At 67.5% G+C, this 11,820-nt stretch carries 12 protein-coding genes; 3 read left to right on the top strand and 9 right to left on the bottom strand.

The features are described 5' to 3' along the window. Positions 1-319: 319 nt before the first annotated feature. Positions 320-691: a hypothetical protein gene (locus tag ACVN90_RS17195; RefSeq protein WP_475099418.1), complete on the bottom strand. Its 372-nt coding sequence runs from the start codon at positions 689-691 to the stop codon at positions 320-322. Positions 692-831: 140 nt separating this feature from the next. Between ACVN90_RS17195 and ACVN90_RS17190 the strand changes: the two genes are divergently transcribed. Then, positions 832-2,301 carry a P-loop ATPase, Sll1717 family gene (locus tag ACVN90_RS17190; protein ID WP_475099417.1) on the top strand — a complete coding sequence of 490 codons (1,470 nt, stop codon included), beginning with the start codon at positions 832-834 and terminating at the stop codon, positions 2,299-2,301. Between the two features lie 34 nt (positions 2,302-2,335). Here the strand turns inward: ACVN90_RS17190 and ACVN90_RS17185 are convergent, their stop codons facing one another. Then, positions 2,336-2,668, bottom strand: coding sequence for a hypothetical protein (locus tag ACVN90_RS17185; protein WP_475099416.1), 333 nt, complete (start codon positions 2,666-2,668; stop codon positions 2,336-2,338). Between the two features lie 600 nt (positions 2,669-3,268). Between ACVN90_RS17185 and ACVN90_RS17180 the strand changes: the two genes are divergently transcribed. After that, a complete protein-coding gene (locus tag ACVN90_RS17180; protein WP_475099415.1) occupies positions 3,269-6,301 on the top strand; it encodes an AAA family ATPase in 3,033 nt (1,010 codons plus the stop codon). A 27-nt stretch (positions 6,302-6,328) separates the two neighbouring features. Here the strand turns inward: ACVN90_RS17180 and ACVN90_RS17175 are convergent, their stop codons facing one another. Beyond that, the gene (locus tag ACVN90_RS17175) at positions 6,329-6,637 is read right to left on the bottom strand and encodes a hypothetical protein (RefSeq protein ID WP_475099414.1); all 309 of its coding nucleotides are present in this window, start codon (positions 6,635-6,637) and stop codon (positions 6,329-6,331) included. 112 nt (positions 6,638-6,749) lie between these two features. Between ACVN90_RS17175 and ACVN90_RS17170 the strand changes: the two genes are divergently transcribed. Further along, a complete protein-coding gene (locus ACVN90_RS17170; protein WP_475099413.1) occupies positions 6,750-6,971 on the top strand; it encodes a hypothetical protein in 222 nt (73 codons plus the stop codon). A gap of 27 nt (positions 6,972-6,998) precedes the next feature. Here ACVN90_RS17170 and ACVN90_RS17165 read toward each other — a convergent pair whose 3' ends face one another. From ACVN90_RS17165 to ACVN90_RS17140, 6 genes are all read right to left on the bottom strand, one after another. Further along, positions 6,999-7,130: a hypothetical protein gene (locus ACVN90_RS17165; protein ID WP_281176440.1), complete on the bottom strand. Its 132-nt coding sequence runs from the start codon at positions 7,128-7,130 to the stop codon at positions 6,999-7,001. A 146-nt stretch (positions 7,131-7,276) separates the two neighbouring features. Then, positions 7,277-7,723: a single-stranded DNA-binding protein gene (locus ACVN90_RS17160; protein WP_475099412.1), complete on the bottom strand. Its 447-nt coding sequence runs from the start codon at positions 7,721-7,723 to the stop codon at positions 7,277-7,279. Continuing rightward, a complete protein-coding gene (locus tag ACVN90_RS17155) occupies positions 7,720-8,244 on the bottom strand; it encodes a hypothetical protein (RefSeq protein ID WP_475099411.1) in 525 nt (174 codons plus the stop codon). Before ACVN90_RS17155 ends, ACVN90_RS17160 begins: the two co-directional genes overlap by 4 nt. Further along, positions 8,241-8,636 (bottom strand): hypothetical protein, encoded by a 396-nt coding sequence (locus ACVN90_RS17150; RefSeq protein ID WP_475099410.1) that lies wholly within the window; start codon positions 8,634-8,636, stop codon positions 8,241-8,243. Before ACVN90_RS17150 ends, ACVN90_RS17155 begins: the two co-directional genes overlap by 4 nt. Then, positions 8,633-10,528 (bottom strand): type IV secretory system conjugative DNA transfer family protein, encoded by a 1,896-nt coding sequence (locus tag ACVN90_RS17145; protein WP_475099409.1) that lies wholly within the window; start codon positions 10,526-10,528, stop codon positions 8,633-8,635. Before ACVN90_RS17145 ends, ACVN90_RS17150 begins: the two co-directional genes overlap by 4 nt. Next, positions 10,489-11,820, bottom strand: a complete 1,332-nt coding sequence (locus ACVN90_RS17140; protein ID WP_475099408.1) for a MinD/ParA family ATP-binding protein — start codon at positions 11,818-11,820, stop codon at positions 10,489-10,491. The genes ACVN90_RS17145 and ACVN90_RS17140 overlap by 40 nt, the downstream gene beginning before the upstream one ends.

Here is an 11,820-nt window from a genome sequence, read left to right as displayed (position 1 = left end):
AGCTAGTCGATCTCGGCGTGGCGAGCAGCGCCGCTTTGGCCAAGTCCGCACCATGCGGCGTGCTGCACCCTTCTCGGTTCGCGTTCTGGAAGCAGGGAACACAGATGCCGTTCGTCCCAGACGGATACCTGGCTACGAGTCCGGCCCCGCGACAAATCCGACCGCATGGGGCTGAACCTTCGCCGCCCATTAGGCGCCCGGCTTATCACGCAGCCTCTCGGACACCCGCACAACTTGGACGTGACTATTCCGTGTCCCTGGCCGGCTCCGCCCAATCGTTGTGAACCCGCGTCGATGCGCAGTCGGATAAGGCGTCGAGTCAACGTAGGTCGCGTTCGGCGTGAGCCAGCTCGCTCTGCAGCGCCTGAAGCGTGGCGTCGATCTCGCGCGTTCGGTGATCATCGCCGTACATCGTCGCGACGCTACGCCAGTACTCGTGCGTCGCGATGTCAGCCTTCGAGCGAGCAACAGAGGCCTCAATCTCTTGCCGCTGAAGGGAGGCGTCCTCGCGACTCGCTCGCCGCGCGCGGCTGATGTCTGTGCGGAGCACAATCAGCCCCCATACCAGGAACCCGGTACCGACAACGGCCAGCCCCAGCGGCAAGGCCTCCCATAGGGGAAACCGGAGCAGAGGCGCGGCAGCGATGCCGAGCCAGGCAGTCAACGCGAACCCGTAGAAGGCGAACGCCACAATTATCCGAGTCTTTCCCCGCACCTTCGCACTATAGCTGTGGATAGATTGCGCTTCCCTCCCGTCTCGGTGGAAGCGATCAATCCCACTAGTTCCCCCATCGCGGGTCCCTGTCTGACATCTCATATACGCTCCCAAACGTGCCGAAACCCAAATTGCCCGCGTTGCGTGAACTCGACTTCGGAATGTTGGACGCAGGCGACGAGGCCTCGATTCCCGATTCTCGGTCCCTCACCGACGGCTACTACGACCACAAGAGTCTCGCGCGTCGAATAGCAGCGGGTTCAGCGTGGCTTGTCATCGGGCCAAAGGGCTCGGGCAAGTCGGCTTGCTTCGAGCACCTCAGGCTCGACTGGTCGGGCTCCCCAATGCACTTCTTCTCGTTGTGGCAGCTCGGCGGTTGGCCCGTTGGAGACGTAACGAAGATTCAGATGGGGATAAGCCAGGGTGACGCATCCGCGCAAGGCGCGTGGGAGTTCTTGCTACTGCTCCGCCTGTTCGACTCGCTGACGAGCGACCAGGGCGCCAGTATGCCTGGCGAGGTGCTGCGTCTGCGAAAAGATCTTGAGAAGCAGGGATTGCTCGGCAATCACGATCTGCGCACTCGATTCGTCGATTGGTCCACCTCCACCGTTCGATTTTCCGTCCTCGGCATCGGGGCAGAGGGCACGACATCGACAAATCCGGCTACCCTGTATCACCTCACCACCTACCTACGCGACGCGTGCTCACGAGTCCGGACCAGCTCAAATCATCGCCTCGCGCTTGACGGTCTCGATCAATTCTTCGCCGAATCAGACGCTGACTGGCGGTCGCTCGCTGGGCTGGTTCACGCGGTCCAGGCGGTCAACGTGTTCTTCCGAGGTCAACGGCTGAACGCAGGGGTTGTGCTTGCGATTCGATCCGAGATCTTTGCATCACTGCCGAGTACGGATTCCGCGAAGCTACTCGACCACTCGGTTCGACTGGACTGGACGGACGAAGGCTTCGACAGCCGTAATCTTCTCTGGGACATGGTGAACAAGAAGGCCTTGGTCTCCATTCGGCAAGGATTCGGGGCCAACCCATTTAAGGATCTCCGTAGCGCATACCTACAGGAGCCCATGCACCGAGGCATGTACCTCGAGATGCCTCAATATCTCCTATCCCACACGCGGCTCTTGCCGCGGGACCTCATCGCGCTCATGCGACAGATGCAGGAGGTGCACCCGGGCTCCGGTGCAGTCCGATCCGAAGAAGCCTTCGAGACGGTCCGCCGTTACAGTGAGCGGTATTTCGTCGCCGAAATCTTCAACAACCTCCATGGCGCGCTCGAAGACGCCGTGGGCAGAAAAACGATGGCGTTCAAAGAGGCCCTCGCGTCCGTGCCGAATCGAGTATTCACGGCCGTGTCGATCGGACACGAGCTTCAGGGCGTCTTCGATGCTGAAGAACTTCGGCCAGCGCTCCGGAGGCTGTACGAGATCGGAGCGGTAGGAGTTCGTCGCGGCAGTCGCGGCAACCAGCACACAGATTTTGTCTTCCGCCGGACCGAGGGCGGCTCGTTTAGCTATCAATCAGAGTTCGCCTTGCACGCTTCTCTCGTCACCGCGTGGAACGTGCCGCGGTGATCACCTCGCGCAAATTCGTTCGGATGCCGGTCGGTCAGCGACTCGAATCCTTTCCCTTCTTTTCCTTGCGTTCCTCCTGCACCTCGGCCGAGGCCATGTGGAGTCCGGTCAAGCTGAAGAGGCCGGCGATTGTGACGCCGAACAACGCCCAGGCAGCGATGCCCCAGCCGCTAGCCAGCCCGCCAGTCTGAACGCCAACGACTGCGACGATCAGGCCCAGGACTGAGGCGCTCGCGGAGTAGGAAGCGACTCGGCGAAAGACGGCCGAGCGTCGCGCCTTCATCGTCAGGTTGCGGCGCTCTGCCATGAATGCGAGCAATACGAGCGGGAACACCGCGGTCAAAACGGCGGCGGTGTCAGCGGTCATAATCACGCCCACACGTTACAGCCGGCCCACTTGGCCGCGAGCGCTGGTCGGGCGGCGCGCTCGCAAGCCGGTCGTTGATCGAGGCGCCAACGATGGCGGCAGCGCCATCGGATCTGTGGCGCCAGCGGCTACGGATAGCCGGGTCGATGAGGTGCACGATGAGGGCTTCGTTTGCGAACGCCAGGTCCATACCCACGGACGCCGCCCGCGGACGAAGCCCGCGCTGACGAAGATCGCCCGAGCAACGAGCAACGAGCAACGAGCAACGAGCAACGAGCAACGAGCAACGAGCAACGAGCAACGAGCAACGAGCAACGAGCAACGAGCGACGAGCAACGAGCGACGAGCGACGAGCGACGAGCGACGAGCGACGAGCGACGAGCGACGAGCGCCAAGGACGAGGAAGCGCGACCAAGAAAATCGGAATGCACGCAGGCACTTTCTGTGGAAGTCGTTTCGAGTTAAGCAGTTTGGGTCTACTCTGGTGGAATGCGGGGTGGCCTCGAGAGGTGGAAGCGAGGTGTCGAATCGCAGGGGGTTCGGCAAGCGATCTCGTACGCCTTGAAGGGGTCGTGCGACTCGCATCTGCGATCGACCGGGGTGGACGCGCTCGCCGGCTACGGCGGCGACTCGGCGGGCGTGACCCGGTTCACGGTAGAGGCCGGCGTGGTCCGCACGGACGCGCTGGACGAGACCGCGTTGCGGCGGTGGGTGGATGGCTGCGACCCGGTGACGGGGGAGCGACGCGGCCGGGACCTGCGTTCCGCGGACGCGGATCTGATCCTGGATGGGACGATCAACGCGCCGAAGTCGTACAGCATCGCCGCGCTCATCCACCCGGAGTTGGCGGCGGCGTTCGAGGCGCTGCAGGACCGACTGCGCGACCGCATCATCACCACCTGGCAGGCAGAGCTGAACGCTCGCCGCGGCGCCGGCGGGCGCATCCGCGAAGCCCTGCATCGGGTCGAGGTGGTCGAACTGCAGCACCGCCGCTCCCGCGCGCTGGACCCCCACATCCACCGCCACCTATGGCTGAGCGTGAAGGTGCTCGGCTGCGACGGGCAATGGTCCAACGTGGACTCTCGGGTGGCGATGAAGCTTCACACCGTCATCAACGCGGAGGGGGAGCTCGCGGCCCGCACCGACCCGGACTGGCTGCACGCGCTCGCCCGCCACGGCTACACCCTGAACGCCGATGGCGAGATCGCAGAGTTGGTGCATGTGGTGCGGCCACTGTCACGGCGGTCGACACAGATCGAAGCGAACCGCGCGATGCTGCTCGCAGCGTGGCGGGCGGAGCATCCCGGGCAGGAGCCGAGCCCGGATCAGCTGCATCAGATCGACCGGCTGGCGTGGGCGAAGGCCCGACCGAACAAGCCCGACACCATCGACGAGACCGCCTGGGAACAACTCATCACCGACGAACTCGCCACCCTCGATCCCACCATCCTGCAGCCTCGAGCCGCCGTGTCGGTGAGTGCGGCCGCGTTGGACGAACTCGATCTCGGTCTGCTCGCGGCGCGCGCCGTGGTGGACGCGGATGCCCGCTCGACCGCGTGCGGGGGACGGTTCAGCCTGTTCGATCTGCGTGCCGGCGCGACTCGCGCGCTTGCCTCGTCGGGCGTCGTCGGCGCGCGGGAGGAGCTGCAACCGGTGATCGATGAGGTCCTGCGACGCGCCGTCGAGTTCACCGTCGACCTGTTGGTGGAGGAGGGCGACCGGCCCGCCCATGTGAAGGGCTACATGGCGACCGCGACCGCAGCGCTGAAGGTCGAACTCGCCGCTAGACTCGACACCCTCACCCACCCCGGTGCCCCGGCATCCGAGGAGGAGATGGTCGCCACCGCGGGCGAGGTTCTGCGGGAGGGGGTGGTGCTGGACCGTCAGCAGGTGGCGGCGGCGGCGGCGATCGCGGGTACCGATCGGCTGGTGTCGGTCACGGGTCCTGCGGGTGCGGGGAAGACCACCATGCTGCGTGTCGCGAAGACCGCGTTGGCCCGTCGCGGACGAGGGATGGTGGTGGTGGCGCCGACGAAGAAGGCGGCGTCGGTCGCCGGCCGCGAGCTCGGCACCACGGCGTCGAGCCTGCACGCTCTGCTCGCCGATCACGGCTACCGGTGGGGTCGCAACGACGCCGGCGCCGAGGTGTGGACCCGGCTGGCTCCGGGAGACTTCGACCCCGCCACCGGATACGTATATGAGGGACCGCGGCGATTCCGGCTGGCGGTGGGGGATCGGATCGTGGTGGATGAGGCGGGCATGATCGACCTGCACACCGCGAACGCGCTCGCCACTGTCGCGTCAGATACCGGCGCCGGGATCGCGATGGTCGGCGATCCTCTGCAGGCCCGCCCGGTTGGCCACTCCGGCGCGATGGCCGCCCTCACCCGACGCGCCACCGCCGTCGTCGAACTCACCGCGGTGCACCGGTTCCGTGACCCGGACTACGCCGCGCTCACGCTGCGGATGCGGGAACCCGCGTCCAAGGAGGCCGCGCTCGCGGTCGCCGTGGAGCTGGACTCCCGGGGCCTGATCCATCGGGTAGCGGATCAGGTTCAGGCGCGGGATGTCATGGTGGAGGCGTACTTTCGGTGGACCCGCGACCACCACCGCGTCGCCCTCGTCACCGGCACGAACGATGAGGCCGACGCGATCAACGAGGCCATCCAGCAGCGCCGCGTCGATGCCGGCGAGCTCACGCTGCACCGAATCGCGGTCGGGCAGGGCGAGCAGCGCATGCTCGAGGGCGACGTGGTGCAGACCCGCCGCAACGACCGCGACGCCGGCGTCGAGAACCGGGCCGTCTGGACCATCCGCCACATCACCCCAACCGGTCTGGAGTTGGTCAGCACCTCAGATAGTGGCGACGCCCGCACGGTCACCCTCGACTATGCGGCCCGCCACATTCACCTTGCCTACGCGTCGACGGTGCACGGTATCCAGGGGGAGACCACCGACGCTGCCGTCGTCGGACCTGGCGTGGACGCGTCCGGGCTCTATGTTGGGATGACCCGCGGCCGCAGCCACAACGAGGCGATCGCGATCGCCGGCACCGACGCGGCGGCGCGGGACCGGATCGCGGACAGCATGCTCCGCGGCATCCCCGAGGTGAGCATCGACGACTCGCTCCGCGCCGCCCGCACCGAGCTGAGCCGCGCCGCCCGCCCACCTATACCCGTTCCGTGGACCGACCACGTCCGACGGCCCCTCGGCCACGCACTCGACATCGACCGGGTGCACGCCGAATACCAGAGGCGAGAGGCAACGGCTCGCAGCGAGGTCGACGCGGCCACGCAATGGCTGCACACCACGTGGCGCACCCTCGTCGACCTCGACGCCCGGATCGCCGGCGACGCCGCGACCGGACACGGCCGCACCAAAGGTTCGGACGGTGAGCTCCACGCCACTCGAGAAACCCTCGCCGACGAGTACCAGACCCACACCCGCGCCCACGCGGACCTCGTCCGCACACACCGCGAGCGGGCCCACCAGCTCGACGTTGCCGAGACCGAACGCCGCATCCGGGCTGCGCTGGACCCCGCGCAACACCGCGTCGAGTCCATCGCGCGCCAGTCGCACGCAGCATCACTCGCCTCGTCGACCACTCCCACGGCGCCGTCGCTGCGCCGCTGAACGTGGCATGGCTCGACCGCGCGGTCCTCATGCGACGGCGCTGACCGCGTTCGCCCACACCCAACAACGCAGCTCCTTGTCGCCCACGGTGAACTGGATGCCGCAGGCAAGGTCGTTCCAGACCACCACGACCGCGTCGACGAGCATCGCGTGCGGGCCGAACCGCACCCACGCCTTACAGGGCTTCGGCTTCGGGTCCCGAGTTACCGGCAGGGTGTCTTCCTGACGCTCTTGCGGGGTAAGGGACTGCAGCGGATTCTCGTCGGCGATGCGCTGCAGGATGCGGTTGTCCATCTGCCGGTCGTAATACACGGCGTACCTTTTGCTGGTCCCCATCCCGGACATCCCCCCATCCGGCCGCATCTCCGACTCTAGCAAGACTCGAAGTTATGTTCTATTCTTGTGTGTCATGGTCGAGGTGGCGGTAGAACACGAAGTGACTCTATGGATGGTCGACGACATCCCGGTGCGGATGTTCTACGCGGGCAGGCGGTGGCGCGTCACCGACATCCCGACCCGGTTGCGCGACTCGATCTGGGCGACCCCTGGCGAGCCGTCTCGTGGGTTGTATGGGTGGCGGTTCCAGGCGACGGACGAGGCGGGTGAGGCGACGGTGTTCGACGTCTACCGGGCCGAGACCGACTGGCACGTGCACCACTGCTACATCTAGCCCCGACCGTTGACGTGATCGCCAGGGTCAGGCGGAGGGGATGCTGCCTATCACCACGATCCGGCAGGAGCGGCAGGCGAAGCCGTGGCCGGCGTCGCGCAGCACTGCCGAGCATTCCGGACAGCGCGGCTGTTCCGCGTCGTCGAGAGGGTCGCTCATTGCGCCGACACTACGCCGGAGCGGGAGTGGTTGTCCGGATGGTGGGGAAATGTGACGCCAGCCAGCCGGAACTCCGTTTTCATTGGGTGGGCAGAGCGGCGGGGCGAGAGTACAGTGACTCTCGCCCCGCTGTCTGTTGGTTCAGGTCAGCGTGACAGTTCGGCGCCGGCGTACGAGGCCGGTGTCGCTATCGGCCCCGAAGCGTCTGCTGCGGGGCCGTTAGCTTTTGGGGAACGGTCGACGCTGACGTCGGCGAATTTCAGCGACGCGCCGACGTTGTCCGCGACGATGTCGCGGGTCTCCCGAGACTGTCCGGTCTCCCTGTCGACATACGTGCCGAACCGGAGATCGCCGGCGACGATCACACTGTCGCCCTTGCGGAGCGAGTCGGCGACGTGCCGGGCCTGCTGATTGAACACGACGACCCGGTGGAACACCGTGCCGACGTCTTCCCACCGGTTGGTGGTCTCGTTCAGGCGGCGGTCGTTGACGGCGACGGTGAACCGGGCGTACTCGTTACCCGATTCGGCGTTGCCGTGTTCCGGGTCACTGGTGAGGTTGCCCTCGATGGTGACGGGGATCCTGGTAGTCATCCTTCTTCCCTTCTTTCAGGAGGCCCCGCAATAGGGGTCTCGGTGGCGTGGGCCTGGGTGGTCCACGCGTTCCATTCCTGCTCATCGGTGATCCCGTGCCATGAGCGGGGTTTGAGGGGGTCGTGGCCGCGGGCGCAGCCGCCGGAGTATGCCTTCGCGATGCGGGGGAGGGCGAGGCTGAGGCGTTCGTGCCAGCCGATGGGGCCGAAGCCGGCGTCGGTGGAATCGAACGCGACGGTGTGCGCGGTGTGCAGGGCGGAGAGTTCTTCGACGAGCTGCCCGTGCTTGTACCAGCAGGCGGGGACGACGGATTCGGAGATCCGGTAGCGGACGGTGAACCACTCCACCCAATCCCGCAGCGCCGTCCACGCGTCGGGGGCCCTGTGGTCGGGGAGGGTGCGCCAGTTGATGATGTGCGCGCCGAGCGGCTCAGACGACCCATACCGGTGGTTCGGGTCATACCCGGAGACATCGTTCGCGACAGCGTCGTCATAGTCCGGCGGCGGGGGCAGGTCGGTCATGCGGCGTCCCCGCGGTCGGGCTGCAGCTTCTGCCGCAACCGGGCGAGAGCGAGGTGGCTGGCGGCACGGCGGGTGCGGTTGCGGGAGAGGACGGCGTCGCGGTCGATGAGCCGGTGCAGCAGGTCGTGGCAGTACGGGTGCATCGGCACCAGGTCCTCGTGACGCTCGAGCGCGCGGAACTCGCCGTCGTTCATCTTGACCCCCCGGTAGTCGAGATGGTGCAGCTCCAAATGGGATCGGGTCGCGACCCGCCCGCAGCCGGCACAGGTGAGCGCCAGGCCGGTGGTGGCGTGGTGGCTGAACCAGCGGTCGCGGCGCGCGAACCACGCGTTCGAGCGGAGGAACTCGTTGCGGTACAGGTTGAAGAGCGCGGGACGGCGACGGTTGCTCATTCTTCCCTCACCTCTTCCACCGGTTCAGGACTCTCGGACTCCGGAATTTCGGCAGTCCGGGAGTTCGAGACACGGGTGGTCGTGTCGAACACGGCCCGCTGCTCCTGCTCGGTCGCCCGCTTGCCGGACTGGATGGTGCGGGCGTCGCGGCGTTCGTCCCAGCCGGCCAGGTCGAGCAGCACGCTGCGCCGGTTGCGGTAGGCGAGCAGCCCGACGCTCGGTGGCAGCCGGCGGATCTCGTCGACCGACATCAGCGCGCGGCGCTCAAGATGCTCACTGGTGGAATGCCCGGCCTCGCGGGTGGACCAGGAACGCTGCTCCCGCCGGGTGTCCCTCGTGCCGAGGAGAGATTCGACGTCGCGGAGGTGGTCGACGTGGCTGGCGCCGCCGAGCAGGACTTTGGCGGTAGCGGCGGCCCAGATGGTGTCGGCTTCGGCGCGGGACCAGGACGTCTCGGCCTGGGAGAGGGCTTGCAGCACGATGAAGGTGCATATCCCGCGTCCGCCGCCGTCCGCCATGATGCGGGGCAGGTTGCCCCACCGGAACATGTTCGCGATCTCGTCCAGGATCAGTCCGAGCGGGTGGGGGAGCCGGGACCCGGGGGAGGCGAGCGCGGTGGTGCGGGCGACCTCGACGATGTCATCCAGCACGGCACCGAGCCATCCGCCCATCGCCGAGGCCCCGGACGATGATCCGATGAGGTAGAGCGTGTTCGCGGCGTCGAGGAACTCGCGCGGGTCGAACACGGGGTCGCCGGGGCGGGGCAGGAGGGCGTCGCGGATCTGCGGAACCGCGAGCGGGGCGACGGCGCCCTGCACGCCGAACCAGATGGAGGAGACGAGCTTCTCGTCCGCGGAGATGGTGGCGTCCAGGCTGTCGCCCCAGCCGGGGGTGCCGTCGGTCTTCAGGATGTCGACCGCCGCACGGGTCTGCGCGGGTGAGGTGCCCCAGTCATACAGCTCGGAGATCGTCTTCCCACCGACGGCCGCGGCGTGCAGCAGCCGGCCGAGGACGACTCCGGAGGCTTGCGCCCATTCCTCGTTGGTTCGGGAGGTGCCGAGGGCGGTGCCGGTGATGATGGCGGTGCCGCGTTGCATGGCGACGAGAGGGTCTTCGCAGCCGGTGATCGGGGAGATGCGGAGGGGGTGGCGGATGCCGGAGAGGCCCTGCGGGTCGAAGACATGGACCTGGCCGCGGGTCTGCCGCATCCGCATCGTCGCGGTGAGGTTGTCGTTCGTGGTCGACGTGGTGATGAGAGGGCCGGACCAGTCGAGGATGGCGGAGATCAGCACCCGGTACCCCTTCCCGGACCGGGGTGGTCCTTCGAGGGCGACGGAGTCCTCGATCGACACATACACGTCCTGCTCTCGCGACCGCCCGACGCGCCATCCGACATCGGTTGCGGTGGGCTTGGGGATGTCGGGTCGGAGCTGTGTGGCCCGGCGGAGGACGGCTTTGGCGGAGAGGTGGTCGCGGATCTCGGAGGCGGTGGCGAACCCGGGGCGGGTGCGCAGGTCGGTGATGAACGCCCGATCCGACTCCCGATACCGGCGCACCGCCAACACCATCCACACCGCCAGCCCACCGATCAGCAGCACCGCGACCACATCCACGATGCGGATGATCGCGACCGGCAGGGTGCAGCCGGTTTCTCCGGTGTAGGTGTCGGGGTTGCCCGTGACGGCGAGGACGAGACCGGAGAACAGATTCACCGGGACGGGGCGGGTGCCGCAGGTCAGCGTGGTGGTGGCTTCGGCGATGAATCCGAACGCGAGCGCGAGGAGCATCGCCGCCGCGATGAGGATCGCCGCCGCCTTACCGAGGATGCTCTGATTCATCGGTCGCACCTGGCTTAGAGGCCTTCGGCGGCGGAGGCGGCGGCGCTGAGCCACGCGTCGCGGGTGCGGGGGCGGAGGGTGTCGAATCGGAGCGGTCCGGCTTTGAGGGCGGGGTCGAACGGGATGGTGTGGACGGCGCGGACATGGCCGGTGAATCCGTCCGCGATGCGGCGGGCCGCGGTGGTGCCGGTGGGTTCGGATTGGGTGACGAGGATCACTGCGCGGTCGGCGAGGGCGGCGGAGCGTTCGTCGCGGCCGCGGAGCGCGTCCAGGAGGAGGGCGGCGGATTCGGCGGATTCCGGGTTGGCGAGGGTGGGGATGACGAGTTGGTAGGAGGAGTCGATCATCCGCAGCCATCGTTCGGCGGATTCGTCGTTGCCGGAATCGAAGATGACGAGGCGGTAGAACCGGGCGGCGACCTGCATCAGCAGGTCGAAGTCGGTGGCGTGGATGCGTTGGTCGGTGGCGAGCAGTTCGGGGTTGGAGCGGAGCACGTCGTACCGGTCGGCTGTCTGGTGGTGCACGTACCGGCTGATGTCCGACACCCCCGCGCCCGGTGTGAGCAGTCCGGGGGCGGCAGGGAGGAGGTCGCGGAGGGTGGTGTCGTACAGGCCTTGTTCGGTGCGCCAGCCCAGAGTGCCGCGAGTGTCGTTGTTGTCCCACGCCAGCACCGTCCCGCCACCCTCCCGGGCGTAGACGGCGGCGAGCATGGCCGTGGTCATCGTTTTGCCGACCCCGCCCTTGCCATTGACGACGGCGAGGGTGCGGCATCCCGCCCACTGCCTGGCCACCAGCGCCCGCTCCTCGGCCCGCCGCACCTCGGCTGTGGAGGGGCGGACGGTGATGCCGAGGCCGGCGAGGATCCCGCGCCACCCGGTGACCGGGGGTGTGGTGTCGGTGGTGGGGGTGAGGAAGGTGGGGCGGGGGGACTCCGCAGCCGGCGCGGAACCTGCGAGGAGTGCGTCCGGCTGCGAAGTCGCTTCCCTCACCTCCTCTCCACGTCGAGTCGTGATGGTGTCGTCGATGTCCTGGTACGGCCCCAGAGGAAGATCATCCTCATCTGACCCCTCCTCGTTACCGATCGCGGCGCCTGCCGTGATGGGGATGAGGGTGAGGTCGCCGGCAGGGTCGACGAGCAGGTGGTGTTGCCCGCGGTCGCCGGAGGTGACGAGCTCGACCGGGGTGCCGGTGCGGCGGGCCTCGTCGCTGGCGCGGCGGATCACCGCGTGCCGGATGTCCTCGTCGGCCGTGGCGGTGAGCGGTTCGGTGTGCCCGTCGGTGGTGATGAACGTCGCCGTGGGGCCGGTGACGGTCGCGTAGGTGCGGGGGTGGATGACGGTGGTCAT

The organism is Microbacterium sp. F01, assembly GCF_056156365.1.
This window is presented reverse-complemented; position numbering and strand designations above follow the sequence as displayed.

What these genes read in the sequence shown, in the direction of transcription:
- ACVN90_RS17160 (WP_475099412.1), bottom strand. Translation starts at nt 7,723, where the DNA reads ATGACTACCAGGATCCCCGTCACCATCGAGGGCAACCTCACCAGTGAC.
- ACVN90_RS17140 (WP_475099408.1), bottom strand. Translation starts at nt 11,820, where the DNA reads ATGACCACCGTCATCCACCCCCGCACCTACGCGACCGTCACCGGCCCC.
- ACVN90_RS17175 (WP_475099414.1), bottom strand. Translation starts at nt 6,637, where the DNA reads ATGGGGACCAGCAAAAGGTACGCCGTGTATTACGACCGGCAGATGGAC.
- ACVN90_RS17150 (WP_475099410.1), bottom strand. Translation starts at nt 8,636, where the DNA reads ATGAGCAACCGTCGCCGTCCCGCGCTCTTCAACCTGTACCGCAACGAG.
- ACVN90_RS17185 (WP_475099416.1), bottom strand. Translation starts at nt 2,668, where the DNA reads ATGACCGCTGACACCGCCGCCGTTTTGACCGCGGTGTTCCCGCTCGTA.
- ACVN90_RS17165 (WP_281176440.1), bottom strand. Translation starts at nt 7,130, where the DNA reads ATGAGCGACCCTCTCGACGACGCGGAACAGCCGCGCTGTCCGGAATGC.
- ACVN90_RS17170 (WP_475099413.1), top strand. Translation starts at nt 6,750, where the DNA reads ATGGTCGACGACATCCCGGTGCGGATGTTCTACGCGGGCAGGCGGTGG.
- ACVN90_RS17155 (WP_475099411.1), bottom strand. Translation starts at nt 8,244, where the DNA reads ATGACCGACCTGCCCCCGCCGCCGGACTATGACGACGCTGTCGCGAAC.